This window comes from Streptomyces sp. NPDC007991, assembly GCF_042958445.1.
In the GTDB taxonomy this organism is placed as follows: domain Bacteria; phylum Actinomycetota; class Actinomycetes; order Streptomycetales; family Streptomycetaceae; genus Streptomyces.
This window is the reverse complement of record NZ_JBIBJD010000008.1, coordinates 112,632-138,318: the sequence shown is the minus strand read 5'-3', so window position 1 is coordinate 138,318 and position 25,687 is coordinate 112,632. Positions and strand designations below refer to the sequence as shown.

Genomic DNA, 25,687 nt, shown 5'->3' with positions numbered 1-25,687 from the left:
GGCCATGCAGCCCAAACCACACCAAAACGCCACACTGGACGAGCGGATCACCGGAGCCCTGGTCGGCGCCGCCGTCGGCGACGCCCTCGGCGGCCCCGTCGAGGGCTACTCGCCCGAGCAGATCCTGGAACGCCACGGTGGCCGCGTCCACGGCATCGTGGGCCCCTGGCACGGCGACGACTGGCGCACCGCCCGCCCTCTCGCCCCGTACCACAAGGGCGACGGCCACGTCACCGACGACACCTTGATGACGCACGCCCTGATCCGCGTCTACGCCCGGGTCCGCGACCACCTCGACGCCTACGCGATCGCCGACCACCTCGTCCCCGACCTGATGACCGAGCCCCGCTGGATCCCGGAACTGGAGACCGAGGCCCTCCCCCTGCACCGCGTCTTCCTGGCGGAGAAATGGCTGGTGACGAGGATCCACTACGGCCATGCCGACCCGCGCGAGGCCGGCACCGGCAACATCGTCAACTGCGGTGCGGCGATGTACATGTCCCCCGTCGGCCTGGTCAACGCCGCCAACCCGCGGGCGGCCTACGCCGAGGCCCTCGACATCGCCGGCGCGCACCAGTCGTCCTACGGCCGTGAGGCGGCGGGCGTCCTGGCGGCGGCGGTCGCGGCGGCATGCAGCCCGGGGGCCACCACGGACTCGGTCGTGTCGGCCTGCCTGTCCCTGGCGAAGGACGGCACGCGCACCGCGATCGAGCGGGTCTGCGAGGAGGCCTCCCGCCACACGGACTTCGAGTCGGCACTGGCCCCCCTGCGCGAGGCGGTCGCCCCCTACGACACGGTCGGCCCGGACTACCGCGCCCCTTCCCTCGGCGCCCGCCGCCCCTCCCGCCTCCACGCGATCGAGGAACTCCCCGTCGCCCTGGGCATGTTGCTCGTGGCCAGGGGCGACTACCGCCACGCGGTCCTGGGCGCCGTGAACTACGGCCGCGACTGCGACTCCATCGCCACGATGGCCGGCGCCCTGGCGGGTGCCCTCGGCTCCCCCATCCCCCAGGACTGGGCCAAGACGGTCGCCGAGGCCAGCCGCCTGGACCTCTGGGAACCGGCCACGACCCTCACGGCCGTCACCCGCGAGATCTTCGCCCGGGACACCTCCCGCCGCCGCGCCCACGAAGAGGCCTTCGCATCCCTCGGAGGCCCGGAATGCTCCGCCTGACCTGGGTCCAGCCGGAGGATCTGATCGGCCATGAACTCCACCAGGCGACCCAGGACGGCCGCGAGCCGAAAGCGATCGCGGCCCGCTGGAGAGCGGCAGGCGGCCCCCCGGCCCCCCTCACAGCAGGCGCGTCCTCCACCCCCGCCTCCCGCTACCTCCGCCAACTGGCAGAAGACCTCCTGGACGAACTGGCGGACTTGCCCAGCGCCTTGGCGGACGACGAGCCGACGGACCTGGCAGCGATCCAGTCCCTGTGCCCGGATTGGTCAATGCCTCAGCCTGCGGGCAGTCGTGCCGCCGGGGCGATGGGGGTCCCGCGTCCAGTCACAAAACAGTCGCACCTGGAATCCGCCTGGCTGGGCAGAGCCGCGGGCTGCCTCCTGGGCAAACCAGTCGAGAAGCTCCCCCTGGACGCCATCCGCCAACTGGCCAAGTCCACCGGCAACTGGCCCCTCACCACCTACTTCACAGCCCGAGGCGTCCCCGAAGACCTCCTCCGGAAACACCCCTGGAACCGCCGCTCGGCGAAAACCTCCCTCGCCGAGAACATCGACGGCATGCCCGAGGACGACGACCTCAACTACCCCCTCCTCAACCTCATCCTCCTGCAACGCCACGGCAGGTCCTTCACCACCACGGACGTGGCCCGCACCTGGCTCGACGAACTCCCCGCCGGACGCACCTTCACCGCCGAACGCATCGCCTACCGCAACCTCCTCACCGGTTTGGAACCCCCGCACACCGCCCGCCACCGCAACCCGTTCCGCGAATGGATCGGCGCCCTGATCCGCGCCGACGTGCACGGCTGGACCAACCCCGGCGACCCGGCCGCCGCCGCGGAACAGGCCCACCGCGACGCCACCCTCACCCACACCGCCAACGGCGTCTACGCGGCGATGTTCACCGCGGCCACCATCGCGAAGGCCGCGACAGGGGAACACGACGTCCACACCTGCCTGCGCACCGGCCTCACCGTCGTCCCGCCCCGCTCCCGCCTCGCCCGGGCCGTCCATCACGCCATCCAACTGGCCCGGGAACACCGCGACTTCGAAACAGTCGTCGACATCCTGCACGCCACCCACGCCGCCGCCCACCACTGGGTGCACGCCGTCCCCAACACCGCCCTCGTCGTCGCCGCCCTCACCCACGCCGACGGCGACTTCTCCGGCTCGGTCTGCCGCGCCGTGAGCGGCGGCTGGGACACCGACTCGGGCGGCGCGACCGCCGGCAGCATCGCCGGCCTGCTGGCAGGGGACCCCGCGGCACTCCCCGACCGCTGGACGGCCCCGCTGAAGAACCGCCTGTCCACCTCCATCGGCGACTTCAACGGCACCGGCTTCGACACCCTCGCCCATCTCACCCACCGGGAGACCCACCGCTCATGACCGCGCCCCTCACCGGCCTCCGCGTCCTGGACCTCGCCACACTCTTCGCCGGCCCGATGGCCGCCACCCTGCTCGGCGACTTCGGCGCGGAGGTCGTCAAGGTCGAGCACCCGGCGAAACCGGACCCGTCCCGCGGCCACGGCCCGTCGAAGGACGGCGTGGGCCTGTGGTGGAAGATGCTCGGCCGCAACAAGCGCACCATCACCCTCGACCTGTCGAAGCCCGGCGGCCGCACCACCCTCCTGCGCCTCGCCGCCGGCGCCGACGTGATCATCGAGAACTTCCGCCCCGGCACCCTGGAGAAGTGGGACCTGGGCTGGCCGGAGCTGTCGGCCGCCAACCCCCGTCTGGTGCTGGCCCGCGTCACCGGCTTCGGCCAGTTCGGCCCCTACGCCCACCGCCCCGGCTTCGGCACCCTCGCCGAGGCGATGAGCGGCTTCGCCGCGATCACCGGCGAACCGGACGCGCCCCCGACGCTCCCGCCGTTCGGCCTGGCCGACGCCATCGCGGGCCTGACGACCGCGTACGCGGTGATGACGGCCCTCGCCGCCCGGGACAGGACCGGCGAGGGCCAGGTCGTCGACCTGGCCCTGATCGAACCGATCCTGGCCGCCCTCGGTCCCCAGCCCCTCTGGTACGACCAGCTCGGACACGTCCAGCCCCGCACCGGCAACCGCTCCCCGAACAACGCCCCGCGCGGCGTCTACCGCACCGCGGACGGAACCTGGGTCGCGGTCTCGACGTCGGCCCAGTCGGTCGCGGAACGCGTGCTGCGCCTGGTGGGCCGCCCGGAACTGATCGACGAGCCGTGGTTCGCCACGGGCGCGGGCCGCGCCCGCCACGCCGACGTCCTGGACGAGGCGGTCGGCTCCTGGATCGCCGCACGCACCCGCGCGGACGTCCTGGCGGCCTTCGAGAAGGCCGAGGCGGCTGTGGCCCCGGTCCAGGACGTCCGGGACGTGATGGCGGACCCGCAGTACCAGGCCCTGAACACCATCACCACCGTCGACGACCCGGAGCTGGGCCCCCTGCGCATGCAGAACGTCCTCTTCCGGCTCTCCGCCACGCCCGGCGCGATCCGCTGGGCCGGCCGCCCCCACGGCGCCGACACGGACGAGGTCCTCACCGAACTGGGCCTCACCCCGGCCGACCTCACGGCGCTGCGCGCGGAGGGCGTCCTGTGACGGCGTTCCCCCTCACGTGGCTGTACGCCCCGGGCGACCGCCCCCACGTGGTGGCCAAGGCCCTCACCGCCGGCGCCGACATCGTCGTCGTCGACCTGGAGGACGCCATCGCCCCCGACCGGAAGGCGTACGCCCGTGCCGCCACCGCCGAGCTGCTCACCGAGCAGCCGCCGGTCCCGGTCCACGTCCGCGTCAACGCCCTGGACAGCCCCTGGGCCGGGCAGGACCTCGCCACCCTCACCCCGGCTCGCGGCCTCTGCGCCCTGCGGCTCCCCAAGATCGGCTCACCCGCCGAGGTCGTCCGGATCGCCCGGCACGCCGTCCCCGCCGGGCTGCCCCTGTACGCCGTCCTGGAGACGGCCCTCGGCGTGGAACAGGCGTACGCCGTCGCCACGGCCCACCCGTCCCTGCGGGGCGTCTCTCTCGGGGAGACGGACCTCCGGGCCGACCTGGGCGGATGTGACGACGAGGGGCTCGACTGGTCCCGCTCCCGGGTGATCGTGGCCGCCCGGGCCGCGGGCCTGCCGCCGCCGGCCCAGTCGGTCCACCCGGACGTCCGCGACCTGGAAGGGCTGGCCGCCTCCTGCGCCCATGGCCGCGCCCTGGGCTTCCTGGGCCGGGCCGCGATCCACCCCCGCCAGCTCCCGGTCATCGAGCGGGCCTTCCTCCCCACCGAGGAGGAGATCGAGCGAGCGGAGACGATCGTCAAGGCGGCGGCGACGCACCAGGGCGCCCAGGCCCTCCCGGACGGCCGCTTCATCGACACGGCGGTGGTGACGGCGGCCCAGCGCACCCTGTCCCTGGCACGCCGCCGCTGACCCGCCCCCACCCGCAGAACACCGAGGGCGCCCGCGAATCCACGGGCGCCCTCGGTCTCGTACGGCGGACGGTCAGCTCTTCTTCGCCGACCCGGCCTCGTCATTGGCCTCGTCATCGGCCTTCGGCTCTTCGTCGGCCTTCGCCTCGTCGTCGGCCTTGGCGTCGGCTTCCTTGCCCTCGCCGGCGGACCCGTCGTCGCCGTCGGCTTCAGCGGCGGACGCCTCCGCACCGGGCTCCACCACGGCTTCCCGGCCCGGCCGCTTCTTCGACGACAGCACGAGGTAGGTGACCGCGAGCAGGAACACCAGGATCGCGGTCCACACGTTCAGCCGGACACCCAGGATGTGGTGGGCGTCGTCGACGCGCATGTACTCGATCCACGCCCGGCCCGTGCAGTACGCGGCGACGTACAGCGCGAACGCCCGGCCGTGGCCCAGCCGGAAGCGGCGGTCCGCCCAGATGACCAGGAGCGCGACGCCGATGCACCACAGCGACTCGTACAGGAACGTCGGGTGGTATGTGCCCGGCACCCGGCCGTCCGCGGAGGACGTGATCTCCAGGGCCCACGGCAGATCGGTGCGCTTGCCGTACAGCTCCTGGTTGAACCAGTTGCCCCAGCGGCCGATCGCCTGGGCGAGGGCGATGCCCGGCGCGACGGCGTCGGCGTACGCCGGCATCGGGATGCCACGGCGGCGGCAGCCGATCCAGGCGCCCAGCGCGCCCAGGGCGATCGCGCCCCAGATGCCGAGACCGCCCTCCCAGATCTTGAAGGCGTCCACCCAGTCACGGCCCTCGCTGAAGTACAGCTCGTAGTCCGTGATCACGTGGTAGAGCCGGCCGCCCACGAGGCCGAAGGGCACGGCCCAGACCGCGATGTCGGCCACCGTGCCGGCCCGCCCGCCCCGGGCGATCCAGCGCTTGTTGCCGAGCCAGACGGCAACGAAGACGCCGATGATGATGCAGAACGCGTAGCCGCGCAGCGGAATGGGGCCGAGGTACAGCACCCCGCGTGACGGGCTGGGAATGAAGGCAAGTTCCATGGCAAGGTCGACGCTACCGTGCCGGACCCGGGCCGCGGCAGGCAGCCCGGCTACGGGTCCATAACAGGCAAGTGAGAAAAGCCGTCACCCCTTGTTCTGCTCCTGCACCAGCTGCTTCAGCTTCGCCGGGGTCATCGTCCGGTCCTGGTAGATGTTCTTGCCGTCCAACAGGACGGTCGGCGTGCCCGAGAAGCCGCCCTTGGCGAACGCCTGGTGGGACTTGGTGACCCAGGCGTTGTGCGTGCCGCCCTCGACGCACTTGCGGAAGGCGGGGGAGTCCAGGCCGTCGACCTTGCCGGCCAGCTCGATCAGCTTGGCGTTCCTGGCGTAGGCGTCGTCGGTCTCCGGGGGCTGGTTGTCGAAGAGCACGTCGTGGTACGCGGGGAACTTCCCGGCGTCCTGGGCGCAGGCCGCGGCGTTGGCCGCGTTGCGGGAGCCGGTGCCGCGCAGGTTGCCGTCGATGAGGGTGACCAGGTGGTACTCGGCCTTCAGCCGGCCGGCGTTCGTCAGCTCGTGGATCACCGGCCGGTACACCGACTCGAAGGATCTGCAGGCCGGGCAGCGGAAGTCCTCCCAGACCGTGAGCGTGGACTTGGCGCTCTCCTTGCCGACCGGGATGGCCAGGCCGTCCTTGCCCTGGGCCCCCGAGGGCGCCACGACCGGGCCCGCCGCCTCGCTGTCGTCGTCCTTTCCGGCATTGGCGGCGATGACGCCGATCACCGCCGCGAGTCCCAGGACGGCCACGACGGCACCGCCCACGATCAGCGCGCGGCGGCGCTTCTCCGAGGCCTTCTGCTTCTCGCGCTCCACCGCCAGCTTCTCCCGGGCGGTGCGCTTTCCCTCATGGTTCTTCTCGCTCACATCCCGGAAACGAACCGGGGAGGCGCACCGCGCCTCCCCGGCCCCAGGTCCACCCGTACGAGGGACCCGTATGACTACGCGCCTTCTTACGCCTGCCCGCGCACGCCCTTCGCCAGGCCGGCGGCCAGGGTGCGGACGGCCTCGACACCGGCCGCGTCGTCCGGGGCGTCCAGCATGGCCTTGACGAAGGCCGAGCCGACGATCACGCCGTCGGCGAAGCCGGCGACCTCGGCGGCCTGGGTGGCGTTGGAGACGCCGAGGCCGACGCAGACCGGCAGGTCCGTGCCGGTGGCGCGGGTGCGTGCCACCAGGTCCTCGGCCTGCGAGCTGACCGACTCACGGGTGCCGGTGACGCCCATGAGGGAGGCGGCGTAGACGAAGCCGCTGCCCGCCGCGGTGATCTGCGCGAGCCGCTCGTCCCTGCTGCTGGGGGCGACGACGAAGACGGTGGCGAGGCCGTGCTTCTCCGCGTGCTCCCTCCACAGCGCCGACTCCTGGACAGGCAGGTCGGGCAGGATGCACCCGGCGCCGCCCGCCTCGGCGAGCTCGGCGGTGAACCGCTCGACGCCGTAGCGGTCGATGGGGTTCCAGTACGTCATGACGAGGACGGGCTTGCCGGTGGCCGCGTGGGCCTCGCGGACCGTGCGCATCACGTCGGCGATCTTCACACCGCCGCGCAGGGCGATGTCGTCGGCGGTCTGGATGACGGGCCCGTCGAGGACGGGGTCGCTGTGCGGCAGACCGACCTCGACGACGTCGGCGCCGCCGTCCAGGGCGGCCTTGATCGCCTCGATGCCGCCGTCCACGGTCGGGAACCCGGCCGGGAGGTAGGCGATGAGGGCGGACCGGCCCTCGGACTTCGCCGCTGCGAGGGTGTCGGTCAACAGCTGGATCTTGCCGCTCACTTGGCGTCCCCCTCGATCTCGGCGGTGTCGGTGTCCGCGTCGGCGGCGACTTCGGCGTCGGTGTCGTACAGACCGAAGTAGCGGGCGGCGGTGTCCATGTCCTTGTCGCCGCGGCCGGACAGGTTGACCACGATCAGCCCGTCCTTGCCCAGCTCCTTGCCGACCTCCAGGGCACCGGCCAGCGCGTGGGCGCTCTCGATGGCCGGGATGATGCCCTCGGTGCGGGACAGCAGGTGCAGGGCCTGCATGGCCGCGTCGTCGGTGACCGCGCGGTACTCACCGCGACCGGAGTCCTTGAGGTAGGAGTGCTCGGGGCCGATGCCCGGGTAGTCCAGACCGGCGGAGATCGAGTACGGCTCGGTGATCTGGCCCTCGTCGTCCTGGAGGACGTAACTGCGGGAGCCGTGCAGGATGCCGGGTTCGCCGGCGGTCAGGGTCGCCGCGTGCTCGCCGGTGTCGACGCCGTGCCCGGCCGGCTCGCAGCCGATGAGGCGGACGGACTCGTCCGGGATGAAGGCGTGGAAGAGGCCGATGGCGTTGGAGCCGCCGCCGACGCAGGCGACGGCCGCGTCGGGGAGGCGGCCCGCGCGCTCCAGGAGCTGGCGGCGGGTCTCCACGCCGATGACGCGGTGGAAGTCGCGGACCATGGCCGGGAAGGGGTGGGGTCCGGCGACCGTGCCGAAGAGGTAGTGCGTGTGGTCGACGTTGGCGACCCAGTCGCGGAACGCCTCGTTGATCGCGTCCTTCAGCGTGCGGCTGCCGGACTTCACGGCGATGACCTCGGCGCCGAGCATGCGCATGCGGGCGACGTTGAGGGCCTGGCGCTGGGTGTCGATCTCGCCCATGTAGATCGTGCACTCGAGGCCGAAGAGGGCACAGGCCGTGGCGGTGGCGACGCCGTGCTGGCCGGCGCCCGTCTCGGCGATGACCCGGGTCTTGCCCATGCGCTTGGTGAGCAGGGCCTGGCCGAGGACGTTGTTGATCTTGTGGGAGCCGGTGTGGTTGAGGTCCTCGCGCTTGAGGAAGACGCGGGCGCCTCCGGCGTGCTCGGCGAACCGGGGCACCTCCGTGAGGGCCGACGGGCGGCCGGTGTAGTTGACCAGGAGGTCGTCGAGTTCCTTGGCGAACTCCGGGTCGTGCTTGGCCTTGTCGTACTCGACGGCCACCTCGTCGACTGCGGCGACGAGGGCCTCGGGGATGAACTTGCCGCCGAATGTCCCGAAGTAGCCTTCGGGGTTGGGCGTTTGACCCTCGGGGTCGGGGATGAAGAACTGGCTGGGCATACGAATACCTCACGGTGAGTGTGTGTGGATCACTAATCGCCGTGGGGGCGGGGATTGTCAGTTGACTGCGGGAGCGCCGTGGCTGGTCGCGCAGTTCCCCGCGCCCCTGAAGGGGCGCTGTTGCCATCGCATGCCGTTGACCTGCCCGGGCTCGTCACCGATGACGTAGCGGACCCGGCGGCCGTGGACGCGGCGCGCGGGGGCTCGGCAGCCGCGGGGGCGGCAGCCGCGCGCGAGGCGGGCGTACCGGTCCACGGTCGTCATGGTGAGAGTCATCGGGGGCAAGCCTAGCGGGAGATCAGCCCCGGCCGTGCCGGAGTGCGGGGTGTTCGCCCGCCGCCACCAGGTCCGAGACCGCCGTCTTGGGGTCCTTGCCGGTGACGAGGGACTCGCCCACCAGGACCGCGTCGGCGCCGGCGTTGGCGTAGGCGATGAGGTCGTGCGGGCCGCGGACGCCGGACTCGGCGATCTTGATGATGTGGTCGGGGATCTCCGGTGCCACACGCTCGAAGGTGCCGCGGTCGACCTCGAGGGTCTTGAGGTTGCGCGCGTTGACGCCGATCACGCGGGCGCCGGCGTCGACCGCGCGCTCGACCTCGTCCTCCTCGTGCACCTCGACGAGCGGCGTGAGCCCGATGGACTCGGCACGCTCGATGAGGGACTCCAGGGCGGGCTGGTCGAGGGCGGCGACGATCAGCAGGACGACGTCGGCACCGTAGGCGCGGGCCTCCCACAGCTGGTACGACGTGACGATGAAGTCCTTGCGCAGGACCGGGATGTCCACCCGGGCGCGGACCGCTTCGAGGTCGGCGAGCGAGCCGCCGAAACGGCGCTGTTCGGTGAGGACGGAGATGACGGCCGCGCCGCCCGCCTCGTAGTCCGCGGCGAGTCCGGCCGGGTCGGCGATCGCGGCCAGCGCGCCCTTGGAGGGGCTGGAGCGCTTGACCTCGCAGATGACCTTGACGCCGTCGCCACGCAGTGCGGCCGCGCCGTCCTTGGCCGCGGGAGCCTTCGCCGCACGCTCCTTGAGCTCGTCGAGGCTGACGCGCGCCTGCCGCTCCGCGAGGTCGGCACGGACTCCGTCGATGATCTCGTCGAGCACACTCACGCGAGCGGCCCCCTTCCAGACTCTTGACAATTCCAGCGACCGATCGAAAACCGATGGTCACTGCGATGGTATCCGCACCGGGGCGAAGGCCTCGCATCCGGTTGACGCCCGGTCCACTACCTGGACATCCGCCAGTTGATCAAGGATGGAGCCAGCCACCGAAGGGCAGGTTCCGGACAACGGAGAAGACCAGCAGCAACGCGCCGAGGCTCCACACCAGCCCCGGGCGCGGGTCGAACCGCATCGGGCGCCCCCGCGCCGCGTGGACCACCCATACGGTCCACAGCACGGCGAAGGCCAGATAGCCGAGGACGGCGAGCGCGTTGGCGTGCAGCGCCGCCGGGACGTCGCCGTGGACGAAGGCGTGCGCACTGCGCAGTCCGCCGCAGCCGGGGCAGTACAGGCCGGTGTAGCGCAGCAGCGGGCAGACGGGGTAGTGGCCGGGTTCGCTGGGGTCGACCGCGCCCACGTAGGCGAACGCGGCGGCGACGGCCGCGAGCACCCCGGCGGGGGCGGCCAGGCGGCCCGGGACGCTGTGCGTCACCCTTCGGCTGTAGGCGTTCACGGTACGCATTGTGCCCGGTGCGCGCGTGAGGGGCGGCCCCGGCACCCGAGTGCCGGCCGCCCCTCGTACGACTGATACGACGACGCGGTGCTCCGCGGGGGTCAGCCCTCGGCGCGCGCGGGCTCGCGGTCGCCCGTGGTCGCGTGCGGCTGGTGCAGGTCCTTGGGCTGGCCGAGGCCCATCATCCGCATGATGCCGCCGACGACACCGCCGAGGAGCACGACGACGATGCCCGCCCAGAAGCCCACGGGCTGGTCCATCACCATGAACGCGCCCGCGACGCAGAAACCGATGAAGGCGATGATGACACCGGTCCAGGCGGCCGGGGTGTGACCGTGGCTGCTGCCCGCCATTGCTTGCTCCTCGTTGCTGTGTGCGTGTCTGAGCAGGACGCTCAGGCCCATTGTCCCGCACGCGCACGCCCGCCGTGAGCGGGGGTGTCCCCCGCTCCGCCGGGTGGGCTCACGCCCCGGTCGGGTCCTCGCCCCGGTCGAGTGCCTTCCACAGGTCCTCGGGACGGTCGGGGTCGACGGCAGGGGCCTTGCGGCGTGACCGGGGTGTGCCGCCCCGCTCGTAGCGGCCGGACATCGCGGGCCACAGCCGGCCGTAGCGCAGGGCGAGCAGACCGGCCAGGAGGATGAGGACGCCGCCGACGGCCGCGACGTACGGCCAGGCGGTGTGGCTGAGGGTGTCCACGGAGGCGGAGGTGTCGCCGGAGGCCTGGGCGGCCTGCTCGTCGAGTGCGGAGCTGTCGGACGCGCCGAGCACGGCGGCGGCGACGATGCCCGCGCCGGAGAGCGCCAGCAGCCCGGCCACGACGAAGCGGCCGGCCCGGCGGACGGCGAAGACGGCGACGAGGGCGGCGAGGCCGACCACGGCGAGCGCCGCGGGTACGCCCGTGACGTCGCTGCCCTTGGCGGTCAGGGGGAAGGCGCCGCCGGCCACCGTCGCGGTGCCCTCCGCCCAGCGCTGCCGGGTGGCGAGCAGCGCCACGGCCGCGCCGAGCGCGCCGCACAGCAGCGCGACGGCGAGGCTCAGTCGGCCGGCCCGGGCGGATCCGGCGGCTTCGGAACGGGGGTGAGGTGCGGCAGTCACGTACTCCACTATCGCCTGAACCCCGGGCGAACCGTCACCCGGGGTTCATCTCAGGCCTTTCCCAGCCGGTTCGCCGTGTGCACGGCCCGCAGGACCGCCGCCGCCTTGTTGCGGCACTCCGTGTCCTCGGCGACCGGGTCGGAGTCGGCGACGATGCCCGCGCCGGCCTGCACGTACGCGGTGCCGTCACGCAGGAGGGCCGTGCGGATGGCGATGGCGGTGTCGGAGTCGCCCGCGAAGTCGAGGTAGCCGACGCAGCCGCCGTAGAGCCCGCGCCGGGACGGTTCGAGTTCGTCGATGATCTGCATCGCGCGCGGCTTCGGGGCGCCGGAGAGGGTGCCGGCCGGGAAGCAGGCGGTGAGGACGTCGAAGGCCGTGCGGCCCGGGGCGACGCGGCCCGTCACCGTCGAGACGATGTGCATCACGTGCGAGTACCGCTCGACGGACATGAAGTCGACGACCTCGACCGAGCCGGGCTCGCAGACCCGCCCCAGGTCGTTGCGCCCCAGGTCGACGAGCATGAGGTGCTCGGCGCGCTCCTTGGGGTCGGCGAGCAGCTCGTCGGCGAGGGCCTGGTCCTCCTGCGGCGTGGCGCCGCGCCAGCGGGTGCCGGCGATGGGGTGGACCAAGGCCCGGCCGTCCTCGACCTTGACCAGGGCCTCGGGGGAGGAGCCGACGACGTCGAAGCCGTCGAAACGGAACAGGTACATGTACGGGGACGGGTTGGTGGCCCGCAGGACCCGGTAGACGTCCAGCGCGCTCGCCGTGCACGGCGTCTCGAAGCGCTGGGAGGGGACCACCTGGAAGGCCTCCCCGGCCCGGATGCGCTCCTTGATGTCCTCGACGGCCTCCTGGAAGTCGGGGCCGCCCCACAGCGCCGTGTACTCGGGGAGCTCGGAGGGCGGGAGCGCGGCCGGGGGCTGGGCGACCGCGCGGGAGAGGTCGGCCTCCATGGCGTCGAGCCGGGCCACGGCGTCCGCGTGGGCCTCGTCGACGCCGGTGTCCAGGTCGTTGTGGTTGATCGCGTTGGCGATCAGCAGGACCGAGCCCTCCCAGTGGTCCATGACGGCCAGGTCGCTGGTGAGGAGCATGGTCAGCTCGGGCAGCTTCAGGTCGTCGCGCTCGCCGGGGCCGATCTTCTCCAGGCGGCGGACGATGTCGTAGCCCAGGTAGCCGACCATGCCGCCGGTGAAGGGGGGCATGCCGTCCTGGTGGGGCGTGTGCAGGGCCTCGATGGTGGCGCGCAGCGCGGCGAGGGGGTCGCCGTCGACGGGGACGCCGACGGGCGGGGCGCCGAGCCAGTGGGCCTGTCCGTCGCGCTCGGTCAGCGTCGCCGCCGAGCGCACGCCCACGAAGGAGTAACGGGACCACGAGCGGCCGTTCTCCGCGGACTCCAGCAGGAAGGTGCCCGGGCGCTCCGCGGCGAGCTTGCGGTAGAGCGCGACCGGGGTGTCGCCGTCGGCGAGGAGTTTGCGGGTGACCGGGATGACCCGCCGGTCGGTGGCGAGCTTGCGGAACGTCTCGAGGTCCATGGCCGCTGACCTTACTGATCCGAGGCGGGGGCGTCGGAGCCGCCGTCCTTGAGGAGCACGTCCTGGTCGAAGCAGGTGCGCGCGCCGGTGTGGCAGGCGGCGCCGACCTGGTCGACCTTGACGAGGACGGTGTCGGCGTCGCAGTCCAGCGCCACGGACTTCACCCACTGGAAGTGGCCGGAGGTGTCGCCCTTGACCCAGTACTCCCGGCGGCTGCGGGACCAGTACGTGCACCGGCCGGTGGTCAGGGTGCGGTGCAGCGCCTCGTCGTCCATCCAGCCGAGCATCAGCACCTCTCCGGTGTCGTACTGCTGGGCGATGGCGGGCAGGAGGCCGTCGGCGCTGCGCTTGAGGCGGGCGGCGATCTCCGGGGCGAGACGGCTGGGCCGGGGGGACGTGCTGGTCATGCCGACCATTGTGCCGCGCGCCACTGACAGGCCAGGTGGAGTGTCCACTGTGCGGACCTGATCGGCGGTCGTAGGCTGGGCCGCATGTCGACCCATGCCAAGCGTGAACGACTTCTCCTCGCCGATCTGTTGGAGACCGCGGGCCCGGACGCGCCCACCCTGTGCGAGGGCTGGACCACCCGGGACCTCGCGGCGCACGTGGTGGTGCGCGAGCGCCGCCCGGACGCCGCCGGCGGGATACTGATCAAGCAGCTCGCGCCGCGCCTGGACCGGGTGATGGCGGAGTACACCGACAAGCCGTACGAGGAGCTGATCCAGCTGATCCGTACGGGGCCGCCGCGATTCTCGCCCTTCTCCCTCAAGCAGGTCGACGAGATGTCGAACACCATCGAGTTCTACGTCCACACGGAGGACGTCCGGCGCGCCCAGCCCGACTGGTCGCCGCGCGAGCTCGACCCGGTCTTCCAGGACGCCCTGTGGTCCCGGCTGGAGCGCACGGCCCGGCTGATGGGGCGCGGCGTCCCGACGGGCCTGGTGCTGCGCCGCCCGGACGGCCAGACGGTCGTCGCCCAGCGGGGCGCGCCGGTGGTCACGGTGACGGGTGAGCCCTCGGAGCTGGTGCTGTTCTCCTACGGCCGGCAGAGCAAGGCCGAGGTCGAGCTGGACGGCGACGAGGACGCGATCGCGAAGCTGCACGAGACGAAGCAGCTCGGGATCTGAAGCCGGTCGGGTCCTGAGGGGTGGGTCACCGCACCGGGTGGCCCGCCTCCCGCAGCGTCTGCTTGACCTCGCCGATGCGCAGGTCCCCGAAGTGGAACACCGACGCGGCCAGCACCGCGTCCGCGCCCGCCGCGATGGCCGGCGGGAAGTCCGCCAGCTTGCCCGCGCCGCCGGAGGCGATGACCGGGACGGTCACGTGCCCCCGCACGGCCTGGATCATCTCCAGGTCATAGCCGTCCTTGGTGCCGTCCGCGTCCATGGAGTTGAGCAGGATCTCGCCGGCGCCCAGCTCGGCGGCCTGGTGCGCCCATTCGACGGCGTCGATGCCGGTGCCGCGACGGCCGCCGTGGGTGGTCACCTCGAAGGAGCCGGACTCGGTGCGGCGGGCGTCCACCGAAAGGACCAGGACCTGGCGGCCGAAGCGCTCGGCGATCTCCCGGATCAGCTCCGGGCGGGCGATCGCGGCCGTGTTGACGCCGACCTTGTCCGCGCCGGCCCGCAGCAGCTTGTCCACGTCCTCGGCGGTGCGCACCCCGCCGCCGACCGTGAGCGGGATGAACACCTGCTCGGCCGTGCGGCGCACCACGTCGTACGTCGTCTCGCGGTTGCCCGACGAGGCGGTGATGTCCAGGAACGTCAGCTCGTCGGCGCCCTCGGCGTCGTACACCTTGGCCATCTCGACGGGGTCGCCCGCGTCGCGCAGGTTCTGGAAGTTGACGCCCTTGACGACCCGGCCGTTGTCCACGTCCAGGCAGGGGATGACTCGGACCGCCAGGGTCATGAATCCACCGTTCCTCTGAATGCCTCTAGTTCCACCGACACCAGGACGCGCGGGTCGACGAAGCCGTCCACCACGAGGAAGCTCGCGACGGGGCGCACGGAGTCGAACAGCTCCTTGTGAGCCCGGCCCACCTCGTCGAGGTCGCGCGTGTGTGCCAGATACATTCGCGTCCGGACCACGGACTCGATACCGAGCCCGAACTCGCCGATCGCCTCCAGGGCGCTGGTGAAAGCCGCCTTGGCCTGCTCGTACGGGTCGCCCTCCCCGTACAGCACATCGCCCTTGAAGGGTGTCGTGCCCGCCACCAGCACCCGATCGCCCGCCGCCACGGCGCGCGCGAAACCGAAACTCTCTTCCCAGGGACTTCCGCTCTGCACGCGCCGTACGGCATCACTCATGACGACACAGTCTCCAATGCCTCTTCCAGGGTGAACGCCTTCGCGTACAGCGCTTTCCCTACGATCGCGCCCTCGACACCGAGCGGGACGAGCTCGGCGATCGCTCGGAGGTCGTCGAGCGACGCGACACCGCCGGAGGCCACGACCGGACGGTCCGTCGCCGCGCAGACGTTCTTCAGCAGCTCCAGGTTGGGGCCCTGGAGCGTGCCGTCCTTGGCGATGTCGGTGACGACGTACCGCGCGCAGCCCTCCTTGTCGAGGCGCTCCAGCGTCTCGTAGAGGTCGCCGCCGTCGCGGGTCCAGCCGCGGCCGCGCAGGGTGGTGCCGCGGACGTCGAGACCGACCGCGATCTTGTCGCCGTGCTCGGCGATGACCTTGGCGACCCACTCGGGGGTCTCCAGGGCGGCCGTGCCGAGGTTCACGCGGGTGCAGCCGGTGGCCAGGGCGGCGGCGAGGGTGTCGTCGTCGCGGATGCCGCCGGACAGCTCGACCTTGATGTCCATCGCCTGGGCGACCTCGGCGATCAGCTCGCGGTTGTTCCCGGTGCCGAACGCGGCGTCCAGGTCGACCAGGTGCAGCCACTCGGCGCCGGAGCGCTGCCAGGCGAGGGCGGCCTCCAGGGGCGAGCCGTAGGAGGTCTCCGTACCGGACTCGCCGTGCACGAGGCGGACCGCCTGGCCGTCGCGGACGTCGACGGCGGGGAGGAGTTCGAGCTTGCTCACAGTGTTCCGATCCAGTTGGTGAGGAGCTGGGCTCCGGCGTCGCCGGACTTCTCGGGGTGGAACTGCGTGGCCCACAGGGCGCCGTTCTCGACGGCCGCGACGAACGGCTTGCCGTGCGTGGACCAGGTGACCATGGGGGCCCGCATCGCCGGGTTGTGGGTCTGAAGCGACCAGTCGTGGACGGCGTAGGAGTGCACGAAGTAGAAGCGCGCGTCCGCGTCCAGGCCGGCGAACAGCCGTGAGCCGGCCGCCGCCTCCACGGTGTTCCAGCCCATGTGGGGCACGATCTCGGCCTGGAGCGGTTCGACCGAGCCGGGCCACTCGTCGAGGCCCTCGGTCTCCACGCCGTGCTCGATGCCGCGCGCGAAGAGGATCTGCATGCCGACGCAGATGCCCATGACGGGGCGGCCGCCGGCCAGGCGTCGGTCGACGATCCAGTCGCCGCGCGCCTCGCGCAGGCCCTTCATACAGGAGGCGAAGGCGCCGACGCCCGGCACCAGCAGCCCGTCGGCGTTCAGCGCCTTGTCGTAGTCGCGTGTGATCTCGACGTCGGCTCCCGCGCGCGCCAGGGCACGCTCGGCGGAGCGGACGTTGCCGAAGCCGTAGTCGAAGACGACCACACTCTTGCGGGAGGCGCTCAATTCCACACCTCCAGCCTCACGACACCGGCCGCCAGGCACATCGCGGCGCCGATGGAGAGCAGCACGATCAGGCCCTTGGGCATCTTCTGCTTGACGAAGGAGTAGATGCCGCCGACGAGGAACAGGCCGACGACGATCAGCAGGGTCGAGATGCCGTTCACAGGGCGCCCTTCGTGGAGGGGAGGATGCCGGCCGCGCGCGGGTCGCGCTCGGAGGCGTAGCGCAGGGCCCGGGCCAGCGCCTTGAACTGGCACTCCACGATGTGGTGGGCGTTGCGCCCGTAGGGCACGTGCACGTGCAGCGCGATCTGGGCCTGGGCGACGAAGGACTCCAGGATGTGCCGGGTCATCGTGGTGTCGTACTCGCCGATCATCGGCGCCATCTTCTCGGGCTCGGTGTGCACGAGGTAGGGGCGGCCGGACAGGTCGACGGTGACCTGGGCGAGGGACTCGTCCAGCGGGACCGTGCAGTTGCCGAAGCGGTAGATGCCGACCTTGTCGCCGAGGGCCTGCTTGAAGGCGGCGCCGAGGGCGAGGGCGGTGTCCTCGATGGTGTGGTGCGAGTCGATGTGCAGATCGCCCTCGGTCTTCACCGTCAGGTCGAACAGACCGTGCCGGCCGAGCTGGTCCAGCATGTGGTCGTAGAAGCCGACGCCGGTGGAGATCTCCGTCTTGCCGGTGCCGTCGAGGTCGATCTCGACGAGGACCGAGGTTTCCTTGGTCGTCCGCTCCACGCGTCCTGTGCGGCTCATGAACTCTGCTCCTTCTTCAGTGCACGTACCGCGTCGAGGAACGCGTCGTTCTCTTCGGGGGTTCCGGCCGACACCCGCAGCCACCCGGGGATGCCGTTGTCCCGGACGAGGACGCCCCGGTCGAGGATCTTCCGCCAGGCCGTGTGCGCGTCCTCGAACCTGCCGAACTGCACGAAGTTGGCATCGGAGTCGACGACCTCGTAGCCGATGGCGCGAAGTTCGCTTACCAGGCGGTCCCGCTCGGCCTTGAGCTGCTCGACATAGCCGAGCAGCGTGCCGGTGTGCTCCAGGGCGGCCAGGGCCGTCGCCTGGGTGACGGCCGACAGGTGGTAGGGCAGCCGGACGAGCTGGACGGCGTCGACGACGGCCGGGTGCGCGGCGAGGTAGCCGAGGCGCAGGCCGGCCGCGCCGAACGCCTTCGACATCGTGCGGGAGATGACGAGGTTCGGGCGTCCGTCGAGCAGCGGCAGCAGCGAGTCGCCGTGGCTGAACTCGATGTACGCCTCGTCGGCCACGACCATCGACGGCTTGGCCGCCTGCGCGGCCTCGTAGAGCGCGAGGACCGTCCCGGGCGGGACCGCGTTGCCCGTGGGGTTGTTGGGGGTGGTGATGAAGACGACGTCGGGCCGGTGCTCGGCGATGGCCTTCTCGGCGGCGGCGAGGTCGATCGTGAAGTCGTCGCCCCGCGGGCCCGAGATCCAGCCGGTGCCCGTGCCGCGCGCGATGAGCCCGTGCATCGAGTACGACGGCTCGAAGCCGATCGCGGTGCGGCCCGGCCCGCCGAAGGTCTGCAGCAGCTGCTGGATGACCTCGTTGGAGCCGTTGGCCGCCCAGACGTTGGCGAGGCCGACCTCGTAACCGGACGTGTCGGTCAGGTACTCGGCGAGCTTGGTGCGCAGCTCGACCGCGTCCCGGTCCGGGTAGCGGTTGAGGTTGCGGGCCGCCTCACGGACCCGCTCGGCGATGCGCTCGACCAGCGGCTCGGGCAGCGGGTAGGGGTTCTCGTTGGTGTTCAGCCGTACGGGGACGTCCAGCTGGGGCGCGCCGTAGGGGGACTTGCCGCGCAGCTCGTCCCGTACGGGGAGATCGTCGATGCCTGTCACTTGCCCTGTGGAACCTTCCAGTCGAACCTCGCCTTGACCGCCGCGCCGTGTGCCGGCAGGTCCTCCGCCTCCGCCAGCGTGACCACGTGGTGCGCGACCTCGGCCAGTGCGTCGCGCGTGTAGTCGACGATGTGGATGCCGCGCAGGAAGGACTGGACGGACAGGCCCGAGGAGTGGCAGGCGCAGCCGCCGGTGGGCAGGACGTGGTTGGAGCCGGCCGCGTAGTCGCCGAGGGAGACCGGGGCCCAGGGGCCGATGAAGATCGCGCCGGCGTTCCGTACGCGGTCGGCCACGGCGGCGGCGTCGGCCGTCTGGATCTCCAGGTGCTCGGCGCCATAGGCGTCGACCACCTTCAGGCCCTCGTCGATGCCGTCGACCAGGACGATCGCGGACTGCTTGCCGGACAGGGCCGGGACGATCCGGTCGTCGACGTGCTTGGTGGCCGCGACCTGCGGCTCCAGCTCCTTGTCCACCGCGTCCGCGAGCTCGGCGGAGTCGGTGACCAGGACGGCGGCGGCCAGCGGGTCGTGCTCGGCCTGGCTGATCAGGTCGGAGGCGACGTGCACCGGGTCGGCGGTGTCGTCGGCGAGGACCGCGATCTCGGTCGGGCCGGCCTCGGCGTCGATGCCGATCCTGCCCGTGAAGTAGCGCTTGGCGGCGGCGACCCAGATGTTGCCGGGGCCGGTGACCATGGTGGCGGGCGGGCAGGACTCGGTGCCGTAGGCGAACATCGCGACGGCGGTGGCACCGCCGGCCGCGTAGACCTCGTCGACACCGAGCAGGGCGCAGGCGGCGAGGATCGTCGGGTGCGGCAGCCCGTTGAACTCGGACTGGGCCGGGGAGGCGAGCGCGATGGACTCCACGCCGGCTTCCTGTGCGGGCACGACGTTCATGACCACCGAGGACGGATACACCGACCGGCCGCCCGGCGCGTACAGCCCGACCCGGTCGACCGGAACCCACTTCTCGGTCACGGAGCCGCCGGGCACCACCTGGGTGGTGTGCGTGGCGCGGCGCTGCTCGCGGTGGACGGTCCGGGCACGGCGGATGGATTCCTCCAGGGCCGCGCGCACGGCCGGGTCGAGCTCGTCCAGCGCGCGCGTGAGCGCGGCGGCCGGCACCCGCACCTGGTCGAGCCTGACCCCGTCGAACCGCTCGGCGTACTCGATCAGCGCCGCGTCGCCCCGATGATGCACGTCCTCGCAGATCGGACGCACCTTCTCCAGGGCGGCCGTTACGTCGAACTCGGCTCGGGGCAGCAGGTCACGCAGGGCGGGGCCCTCGGGGAGGGTGTCGCCGCGCAGATCGATTCGGGAGATCACGTGCTCAATTCTCTCAGACCCGATTCCCGCGCCGTCCGCTCGTATCAATGGCTGATACAGACCATCGCCGAACCCCGGAAGATCCCCTTCACGTTTCGCGTTCGGGGCGTCACTCAGCGGGCATGAACAGGTGTACGAAGCACCTGACCCGCGAGTATCCGGGGAGGAAGGAAGAGACGTGACGCAGGGGGCCGGCGTGCGTGCCGGGGATGTGCCCGAGGACCTGACGGCGGTCGAGGCCGGAATGTGGCAGGCGTTCCGCAACGGCAGCGTGTACGACCTGAGCAGCGGCGACCCGGTGGTGGACGATCCGCACGGCGGCCACCCGTGGGGCGAGGAGCGGACCGTGCGGGCCCGGATCGTCTGCTGGCTGCTCCTGGACGGCCCGCCCGCCCTGGCCGGCCGGGTGTCCTCGCTGAAGCTGGCCGGCGTGCGGATCAGCGGCTCGCTGGACCTCGCGGGCGGCACGGTGGTGCCGTACGTCGAGATGCGCCAGTGCCGGTTCGAGCAGGACGTGCTGCTGCCGGAGGCCCGCTTCACGACCGTGCGGATGGTGGACTGCTCGGTGCCTCGGCTGGAGGCGGCCCGGGTGCAGACGGAGGGCGACCTGCATCTGCCGCGCTGCCGGTTCCACCGCGGCATCCGGCTCACGGACGCGCAGATCGGCACGGACCTGATGCTCAACCAGGCGATCGTGCACCGGGACCGCAGCGGCCGGTCGATCGCCGCGGACGGCCTGACCGTCGGCCAGGACTTACAGGCCGAGCTGCTGGAGTCGCACGGCGAGCTGAGCCTGCGCGCCGCCACCATCGGCGTCTCCCTGAGCCTGCGCGGCGCCCGCCTGGCCAACCCCCGCGAGCGGCTCGCCTTCAACGCCCCGCAGCTGACCGTAGAGCGCAGCCTGTACCTGACCCCGGCGGGCGTCGGCGCCCAGGCGATGAGCGGCATGACCCCGGCGCGCGGGACGCGGATCCAGCGCTTCTCGTGCGAGGGCGGGATCCGGCTGGACGACGGGCGGTTCGGCGACGCGGTCGACTTCGAGCAGGCCGGATTCACCCTCACCGACGACCAGGAACTGTCACTGCGCCGGGTGCAGACGCCGGAGCTGCGGTTCCTCGGCGAGCATCCCGCGCGCGGGCGTGTCGTGCTGTCGGGGGCGAAGATCGTCAACCTGATGGACCGGGCGGACGCCTGGCCCGGCCCGGGGCGGCTGCACATGGGCGGCTTCACCTACGAGAACCTCGTGCCACGCGGGCCGTTCCCGCTGGCCGAGCGGCTGGACTGGGTGGCGGCGGCGACCGCCGAGTACAACCCGGAGCCGTACGAGCGGCTCGCGGCCGTGCTGCGGGCCGGCGGGGAGGACGAGGACGCCCGCGAGGTGCTGCTCGCCAAGCAGCGCCGGCACCGGGAGAGCCTGCCACCGGCCGCCAAGCTGTGGGGGTACGCGCAGGACTGGACGGTCGCCTACGGGTACCGGCCGGGCCGGGCCGCGGTGTGGATGGCGGTGCTGTGGGCGGCGGGCTCCCTCGCCTTCGCGCAGACCGGGCATCCGCCGCTGAAGCAGGGCGAGCATCCGGAGTGGAACCCCACGCTGTTCACGCTCGATCTGCTGCTGCCGGTGATCGACCTGGGCCAGGTGGGCTTCTGGCAGCTGCGCGGGGGCTGGCAGTGGCTGGCGACGGCGATGATCCTGCTGGGCTGGATCCTGGCGACGACGGTGGCGGCGGGGGCGACGCGGCTGCTGCGGCGCAACTGATGATGCGGGTGTGACCAGCGTTATTGAACTGTCACACTTTTACGCTCTCTTGACCGTGGGGCGTACAACTTTCCGCGATTTCGCCGAACGATCTGGCGCCGCCATAACCAGCGGACTTTCAATGGTCGGCACCATGGCCATGCAGCTGCCGTTCATCCGCCCGGGCCGGATGACAAGGACCGCGTCCCACCCCGTCAGCAGGCCGCGCGCCGACGACGAGGTGCTGCTCGACGCCCCCGACGCCCGGCTCAGTCCGGCGCTGGTCGCGGCCGCCCGCGGCGACCACGGACCGGCCTCCGGGCTGCTGCGCGCGACGCGGGTGGCGGCCGAGTGGGAGCGGCGCGACCGGTACGTGACCCGGCTGGCCTCCTTCGCCCGCTCCCGCCCCGACTGGCTGGACGCCTGGCTCGCCACGGCCCCGCACGACCCGGACGCGCTGCTGCTCGGGGCCCAGCTGGCGGTGGACCGCGCCTGGCAGTCACCGGCCCGGGCCGAGGCGCTGCGCGAGATCAGCCCGCTGATCACGGCCGCCGCCCGGGCCGACCACGCCGACCCGGTGCCCTGGCGGCTCGCGCTGGACCACGCGCGCGGCGCCCAGGCCGGGCACACCTACTTCGAGCAACTGTGGGCGGCGGCCGTCCGCCGCGCTCCGCACCACTACGGCTGCCACGAGTCGGCCCTGCGCTATCTGGCCGCGTCCTGGCACGGTTCGCACCAGGAGTGCTTCGACTTCGCCGACCGGGCCGCACAGGACGCGCCCGCCGACGCGCTCGTCCAGGCGCTCCCGCTGCGGGCGGCCTTCGGCTACCTCACCGACGGCTGCGGGCCCGAGCTGCCGCGCGCACGGCTGGACGCCGCCGCCGACCGGGCGATCGCGCTGTCCCCGCGACTGCCCGCGGCCGATCCCTGGCCGGCCCGGATGCGGAACCTGCTCGTCTTCGTCCTGGTGCGCCTGGAGCGCTGGCAGGACGCCCGGGAACAACTGCGCCTGAACGGCCCGTACGCCACCTCGTTCCCCTGGGACCAGGTGTCGGACGACCCGCTCGGCCACTTCCTGCGGATACGCGACGACGTGCTGTCCGGGGCAGCCGGCCGGCCGGCCCGGCATCCACGGAGTGGCCGGGGCGGACGAGTCAGCTCCGGCGACCATTAGGCTTTTACGTCGTGACCACCGTCCGGCTCCCCCTCTTCCCCCTGAACTCGGTGCTGTTCCCGGGGCTCGTGCTCCCGCTCAACGTCTTCGAGGAGCGGTATCGCGCCATGATGCGCGAACTGCTGAAGACACCGGAGGACGAGCCGCGCCGGTTCGCCGTCGTGGCGATCCGCGACGGCCACGAGGTGGCCCCGAGCGCGCCCGGCATGCCCGACCCGACGTCCCTGCCCGAGCGGGGGCCCGCCGCCGGCTTCGGCACGGACCCGGCCAAGGCGTTCCACAAGGTGGGCTGTATCGCGGACGCGGCGACGATCCGGGAGCGGACCGACGGCTCCTTCGAGGTGCTGGCGACCGGCACGACCCGGGTGCGGCTGCTGTCGGTGGAGGCGTCGGGTCCGTTCCTGACGGCCGAGCTGGAGACGCTGCCGGAGGAACCCGGCGACGAGGCGGCGCCGCTGGCCGAGGGGGTGCTGCGCTCCTTCCGCCAGTACCAGAAGCGGCTGGCGGGCGCCCGGGAACGGTCCCTGACGACCGGTGCCGACCTGCCCGACGAACCCGGCGTGGTGTCGTATCTGGTGGCCGCGGCGATGATGCTGGACACCCCCAGCAAGCAGCGCCTGCTCCAGGCGCCCGACACGGCCTCCCGCCTGCGCGACGAGCTGAAACTCCTTCGCTCCGAGACGGCCATCATCCGTAATCTGCCGTCGTTGCCGGCGTCGGACCTGACGCGCGGCCCGACGAGTCTCAACTGAAGCGGATGAAGCGGACGCCCATGGCGAAGAAGTCGAAGAAGCAGCACCAGCCGGGCGGTACCCCGGCGACGGTCGCCCTCACGGCGGCGGGCGTGGAGTTCACGGTCCACTCCTACGACCACGACCCCGCCCACCCCTCCTACGGCGAGGAGGCGGCCGAGGCGATGGGCGTCTGTCCGGACCGCGTCTTCAAGACCCTGGTGGCCGACATCGACGGCGCGCTGACGGTCGCGGTGGTCCCGGTGGCGGGCCAACTGGACCTGAAGGCCCTGGCAGCGGCGGTCGGCGGCAAACGCGCGACGATGGCCGACCCGGCCCTGGCGGAACGCACGACGGGCTACGTCAGGGGCGGCATCTCCCCCCTGGGTCAGCGCAAGAAGCTCCCGACGGTGCTGGACGCGTCGGCGTCTTCCCACCCGACGATCTGCGTCTCGGCGGGCCGGAGGGGCTTGGAGGTGGAACTGTCCCCGGAGGACTTGCGGAAGCTGACGGAGGCGGTAGTCGCTCCCGTCGGACGGCCTGCCTAGCCTGCGGGCAGTCGTGCCGGGTGCCTACGCAGCAGGCGGTGCCTCATAAGGCCCATGCTCGAACTCCGGCTCCGGATCCCGAGGCCCGAACAACGCCGTCAACCCGAGGTGCAGCACCAGCGCGGCAAGCGGCCAGGCCAGCAACGCCCCCTTCGCCCCCAACTTCAACGGCGCGGAGAACGTCACCCCCCGCCCCACATCCCGCGCACGCGCGACGACATCCTCCGCGGGCCCGAGCCACACCCCGACCCGCCAGGCCAGCAACGACCCGAGCAGCCCCCCGACGGCCAGCCCCACCACCAGCGGTACACCCCCGCGCCGCCGCAGCAGGAACACGACCAGGGCGCTGACAACCCCGAAGGCCAGCCCGAGCAAGGCGAACGTGCCGTCGACCCCGACGGCCTGCTCCCCCTCGGTGTCCTTCAGGTAGACGATCCACTTCCCCTCGACCACGTCCCCGACCAGCGGCACATGTGGCGCGAGCCACCACCACAGCACACCGAGCAGCACCCCGCCGAGCGCCACCGCCACGGCGACCAGGCCGGCCTCGCGCACTTCCGTCTTCATGCCCGGCCCGTCCTGCCCGTACCAGCCGTGCCCGGTGTACGCGGCGTACTCGGCGTGCTGAGACCCGGGAGCCTGGGGTCCGTGCGCCCCGGACCCGGCGCCCGGCGGCGGCCACGCATCCTGTGCGGAACGTTCATGCGGCGGCGGTGGCGGATTCAGTGGTGCGGTCACCCTGCCATCGTGCCAGGCCTGCCTGTGTCCCGCGTCACCGGACGATCCCTCCCCGCTCACCGCACGGCCGCCCGGCGGTACGCCCAGGTCGCCACGGCCAGCGAGACGACACCCACCAACCCGCACACGGCGAGGTCACCGAGCACGAAGGCCCAGTCGGGACGCGGCCCGAACGTCCGCGCGAAGGCCTCCACGCCGTACGTCGACGGCAGCAGGTCCCGCGTGAACCGCACCGCCTCCGGCATCCGCTCGGCCGGCAGCACGCCCAGCAGCAGCGCCGCCGACATGCCCAGCTGCCCGAGCAGCGTGGCCAGCTCCGGCCGGGGCGCGAGCAGCCCGAGCGCCGCCCCCAGCCCGGCGAGCGCGGCGCCCGCCAGCGGGATCACGGCCGCCAGGACCCACAGATGGGCCAGCGGCAGCCCGAAGAGCACACAGCCGAACACCGCCGTCACGACGGTCCCCGGCACGGTGAACGACGCGTACGCGCCCGCCGCGCCCAGCACCACCGCCGCCGGCGGCACCGGCAGCGTCGCGTAGTGGTCGAGCCCGCCGCTGGCCCGCAGCTGCCCGAAGTACTGCGCGAGCAGGTTCAGCGCCACGAAGGCCACCACCAGCACGGACGACCCGGCGACGACGGCCTGCGCCTCCGCCCCGTCGTCCACGACCCCGCGCATCAGGACCATGATGCCGACCGACTGGAACGTCGCCACGAACAGCAGCGGGATCCGCGCGACCCGCGCCCGGGACAGCTGCGCCCGGTACACGGCCGCCAGCGACGGCCACAGCCGCGCCCGGGGTCCGAGCTCGGCCGCGCACACGGCGGGCTCGTCCACGGCCAGGGCGCTGCCCGGCAGGACATCGGCGGGTACGACACTCACGTCGCGCTGCTCCCCTTCGTCGGGTCCACTGCGGCAGTCGCCCTGTTCGGCACGTATGCGTTCGGTGCGTATCCACACGGTACGTAC

Annotated in this window: 30 protein-coding genes; 9 read left to right on the top strand and 21 right to left on the bottom strand. The window is 72.4% G+C overall.

Features of this window, described 5'->3' with window-relative positions; translation table 11 throughout:
* The first annotated feature begins 4 nt into the window (after positions 1 to 4).
* From ACFZDA_RS23810 to ACFZDA_RS23795, 4 genes are read left to right on the top strand one after another with little or no spacing between them, the layout of a single operon-like run.
* Positions 5 to 1,174, top strand: coding sequence for an ADP-ribosylglycohydrolase family protein (locus ACFZDA_RS23810; protein ID WP_391085000.1), 1,170 nt, complete (start codon positions 5 to 7; stop codon positions 1,172 to 1,174).
* Positions 1,162 to 2,559 carry an ADP-ribosylglycohydrolase family protein gene (locus ACFZDA_RS23805; RefSeq protein ID WP_391084997.1) on the top strand — a complete coding sequence of 466 codons (1,398 nt, stop codon included), beginning with the start codon at positions 1,162 to 1,164 and terminating at the stop codon, positions 2,557 to 2,559. The genes ACFZDA_RS23810 and ACFZDA_RS23805 overlap by 13 nt, the downstream gene beginning before the upstream one ends.
* Positions 2,556 to 3,743: a CoA transferase gene (locus tag ACFZDA_RS23800; protein WP_391084994.1), complete on the top strand. Its 1,188-nt coding sequence runs from the start codon at positions 2,556 to 2,558 to the stop codon at positions 3,741 to 3,743. The genes ACFZDA_RS23805 and ACFZDA_RS23800 overlap by 4 nt, the downstream gene beginning before the upstream one ends.
* Complete coding sequence (locus ACFZDA_RS23795) at positions 3,740 to 4,561, top strand: aldolase/citrate lyase family protein (protein WP_391084991.1); 822 nt, start codon at positions 3,740 to 3,742, stop codon at positions 4,559 to 4,561. Before ACFZDA_RS23800 ends, ACFZDA_RS23795 begins: the two co-directional genes overlap by 4 nt.
* 72 nt (positions 4,562 to 4,633) lie before the next feature.
* Here the strand turns inward: ACFZDA_RS23795 and lgt are convergent, their stop codons facing one another.
* The 11 genes from lgt to hisI all read right to left on the bottom strand — a co-directional run bounded on the left by lgt (position 4,634) and on the right by hisI (position 13,358).
* Positions 4,634 to 5,602, bottom strand: coding sequence for a prolipoprotein diacylglyceryl transferase (gene lgt / locus ACFZDA_RS23790; protein ID WP_391084987.1), 969 nt, complete (start codon positions 5,600 to 5,602; stop codon positions 4,634 to 4,636).
* Positions 5,603 to 5,686: 84 nt separating this feature from the next.
* A complete protein-coding gene (locus ACFZDA_RS23785) occupies positions 5,687 to 6,463 on the bottom strand; it encodes a thioredoxin domain-containing protein (RefSeq protein ID WP_391084984.1) in 777 nt (258 codons plus the stop codon).
* 86 nt (positions 6,464 to 6,549) lie between these two features.
* Complete coding sequence (gene trpA / locus ACFZDA_RS23780; RefSeq protein WP_391084981.1) at positions 6,550 to 7,368, bottom strand: tryptophan synthase subunit alpha; 819 nt, start codon at positions 7,366 to 7,368, stop codon at positions 6,550 to 6,552.
* Entirely contained in the window at positions 7,365 to 8,651 is a 1,287-nt protein-coding gene (trpB, locus tag ACFZDA_RS23775; protein WP_307174621.1) for a tryptophan synthase subunit beta, read from the bottom strand. The genes trpA and trpB overlap by 4 nt, the downstream gene beginning before the upstream one ends.
* 57 nt (positions 8,652 to 8,708) lie before the next feature.
* A complete protein-coding gene (trpM, locus tag ACFZDA_RS23770; RefSeq protein ID WP_391084977.1) occupies positions 8,709 to 8,927 on the bottom strand; it encodes a tryptophan biosynthesis modulator TrpM in 219 nt (72 codons plus the stop codon).
* A 22-nt stretch (positions 8,928 to 8,949) separates the two neighbouring features.
* Complete coding sequence (gene trpC / locus ACFZDA_RS23765) at positions 8,950 to 9,759, bottom strand: indole-3-glycerol phosphate synthase TrpC (RefSeq protein ID WP_391084974.1); 810 nt, start codon at positions 9,757 to 9,759, stop codon at positions 8,950 to 8,952.
* A 139-nt stretch (positions 9,760 to 9,898) separates the two neighbouring features.
* Positions 9,899 to 10,333, bottom strand: coding sequence for a DUF2752 domain-containing protein (locus ACFZDA_RS23760; protein ID WP_391084972.1), 435 nt, complete (start codon positions 10,331 to 10,333; stop codon positions 9,899 to 9,901).
* Between the two features lie 92 nt (positions 10,334 to 10,425).
* On the bottom strand, positions 10,426 to 10,677 hold the full coding sequence (locus ACFZDA_RS23755) for an HGxxPAAW family protein (protein WP_391084969.1): 252 nt from the start codon (positions 10,675 to 10,677) through the stop codon (positions 10,426 to 10,428).
* Between the two features lie 109 nt (positions 10,678 to 10,786).
* Entirely contained in the window at positions 10,787 to 11,428 is a 642-nt protein-coding gene (locus ACFZDA_RS23750; protein ID WP_391084966.1) for a TIGR02234 family membrane protein, read from the bottom strand.
* Positions 11,429 to 11,469: 41 nt separating this feature from the next.
* The gene (locus ACFZDA_RS23745; RefSeq protein WP_391084963.1) at positions 11,470 to 12,951 is read right to left on the bottom strand and encodes an anthranilate synthase component I; all 1,482 of its coding nucleotides are present in this window, start codon (positions 12,949 to 12,951) and stop codon (positions 11,470 to 11,472) included.
* 11 nt (positions 12,952 to 12,962) lie between these two features.
* On the bottom strand, positions 12,963 to 13,358 hold the full coding sequence (gene hisI / locus ACFZDA_RS23740; RefSeq protein WP_391084960.1) for a phosphoribosyl-AMP cyclohydrolase: 396 nt from the start codon (positions 13,356 to 13,358) through the stop codon (positions 12,963 to 12,965).
* A gap of 84 nt (positions 13,359 to 13,442) precedes the next feature.
* Here hisI and ACFZDA_RS23735 point away from each other — a divergent pair, with 84 nt between their 5' ends.
* Positions 13,443 to 14,078 (top strand): TIGR03085 family metal-binding protein, encoded by a 636-nt coding sequence (locus ACFZDA_RS23735; RefSeq protein ID WP_391084957.1) that lies wholly within the window; start codon positions 13,443 to 13,445, stop codon positions 14,076 to 14,078.
* A 25-nt stretch (positions 14,079 to 14,103) separates the two neighbouring features.
* Here the strand turns inward: ACFZDA_RS23735 and hisF are convergent, their stop codons facing one another.
* From hisF to hisD, 8 genes are read right to left on the bottom strand one after another with little or no spacing between them, the layout of a single operon-like run.
* Positions 14,104 to 14,859 (bottom strand): imidazole glycerol phosphate synthase subunit HisF, encoded by a 756-nt coding sequence (hisF, locus tag ACFZDA_RS23730; RefSeq protein ID WP_356923038.1) that lies wholly within the window; start codon positions 14,857 to 14,859, stop codon positions 14,104 to 14,106.
* Complete coding sequence (locus tag ACFZDA_RS23725) at positions 14,856 to 15,257, bottom strand: RidA family protein (RefSeq protein WP_307174630.1); 402 nt, start codon at positions 15,255 to 15,257, stop codon at positions 14,856 to 14,858. Before ACFZDA_RS23725 ends, hisF begins: the two co-directional genes overlap by 4 nt.
* Entirely contained in the window at positions 15,254 to 15,979 is a 726-nt protein-coding gene (priA, locus tag ACFZDA_RS23720) for a bifunctional 1-(5-phosphoribosyl)-5-((5-phosphoribosylamino)methylideneamino)imidazole-4-carboxamide isomerase/phosphoribosylanthranilate isomerase PriA (protein ID WP_391084951.1), read from the bottom strand. Before priA ends, ACFZDA_RS23725 begins: the two co-directional genes overlap by 4 nt.
* Positions 15,976 to 16,626, bottom strand: coding sequence for an imidazole glycerol phosphate synthase subunit HisH (gene hisH / locus ACFZDA_RS23715; protein ID WP_391084948.1), 651 nt, complete (start codon positions 16,624 to 16,626; stop codon positions 15,976 to 15,978). The genes priA and hisH overlap by 4 nt, the downstream gene beginning before the upstream one ends.
* Positions 16,617 to 16,781 (bottom strand): hypothetical protein, encoded by a 165-nt coding sequence (locus tag ACFZDA_RS23710; RefSeq protein WP_010039417.1) that lies wholly within the window; start codon positions 16,779 to 16,781, stop codon positions 16,617 to 16,619. Before ACFZDA_RS23710 ends, hisH begins: the two co-directional genes overlap by 10 nt.
* The gene (gene hisB / locus ACFZDA_RS23705) at positions 16,778 to 17,371 is read right to left on the bottom strand and encodes an imidazoleglycerol-phosphate dehydratase HisB (RefSeq protein ID WP_003989586.1); all 594 of its coding nucleotides are present in this window, start codon (positions 17,369 to 17,371) and stop codon (positions 16,778 to 16,780) included. The genes ACFZDA_RS23710 and hisB overlap by 4 nt, the downstream gene beginning before the upstream one ends.
* The gene (locus tag ACFZDA_RS23700) at positions 17,368 to 18,474 is read right to left on the bottom strand and encodes a histidinol-phosphate transaminase (RefSeq protein WP_391084943.1); all 1,107 of its coding nucleotides are present in this window, start codon (positions 18,472 to 18,474) and stop codon (positions 17,368 to 17,370) included. The genes hisB and ACFZDA_RS23700 overlap by 4 nt, the downstream gene beginning before the upstream one ends.
* Complete coding sequence (gene hisD, locus ACFZDA_RS23695) at positions 18,471 to 19,796, bottom strand: histidinol dehydrogenase (RefSeq protein ID WP_391084941.1); 1,326 nt, start codon at positions 19,794 to 19,796, stop codon at positions 18,471 to 18,473. Before hisD ends, ACFZDA_RS23700 begins: the two co-directional genes overlap by 4 nt.
* 178 nt (positions 19,797 to 19,974) lie before the next feature.
* Between hisD and ACFZDA_RS23690 the strand changes: the two genes are divergently transcribed.
* The 4 genes from ACFZDA_RS23690 (at position 19,975) to ybaK (ending at position 23,984) form a co-directional block, all read left to right on the top strand.
* Positions 19,975 to 21,552, top strand: coding sequence for an oxidoreductase (locus ACFZDA_RS23690; protein ID WP_391084938.1), 1,578 nt, complete (start codon positions 19,975 to 19,977; stop codon positions 21,550 to 21,552).
* Positions 21,553 to 21,673: 121 nt separating this feature from the next.
* The gene (locus tag ACFZDA_RS23685; RefSeq protein ID WP_391084935.1) at positions 21,674 to 22,705 is read left to right on the top strand and encodes a hypothetical protein; all 1,032 of its coding nucleotides are present in this window, start codon (positions 21,674 to 21,676) and stop codon (positions 22,703 to 22,705) included.
* Positions 22,706 to 22,716: 11 nt separating this feature from the next.
* Complete coding sequence (locus ACFZDA_RS23680) at positions 22,717 to 23,457, top strand: LON peptidase substrate-binding domain-containing protein (protein WP_391084932.1); 741 nt, start codon at positions 22,717 to 22,719, stop codon at positions 23,455 to 23,457.
* Between the two features lie 20 nt (positions 23,458 to 23,477).
* Positions 23,478 to 23,984: a Cys-tRNA(Pro) deacylase gene (gene ybaK / locus ACFZDA_RS23675; RefSeq protein ID WP_391085718.1), complete on the top strand. Its 507-nt coding sequence runs from the start codon at positions 23,478 to 23,480 to the stop codon at positions 23,982 to 23,984.
* A gap of 24 nt (positions 23,985 to 24,008) precedes the next feature.
* Here the strand turns inward: ybaK and ACFZDA_RS23670 are convergent, their stop codons facing one another.
* Positions 24,009 to 24,722, bottom strand: a complete 714-nt coding sequence (locus tag ACFZDA_RS23670; RefSeq protein ID WP_391084929.1) for an AAA family ATPase — start codon at positions 24,720 to 24,722, stop codon at positions 24,009 to 24,011.
* Between the two features lie 56 nt (positions 24,723 to 24,778).
* Positions 24,779 to 25,600 carry an ABC transporter permease gene (locus ACFZDA_RS23665; RefSeq protein ID WP_391084927.1) on the bottom strand — a complete coding sequence of 274 codons (822 nt, stop codon included), beginning with the start codon at positions 25,598 to 25,600 and terminating at the stop codon, positions 24,779 to 24,781.
* Positions 25,601 to 25,687: the final 87 nt, after the last annotated feature.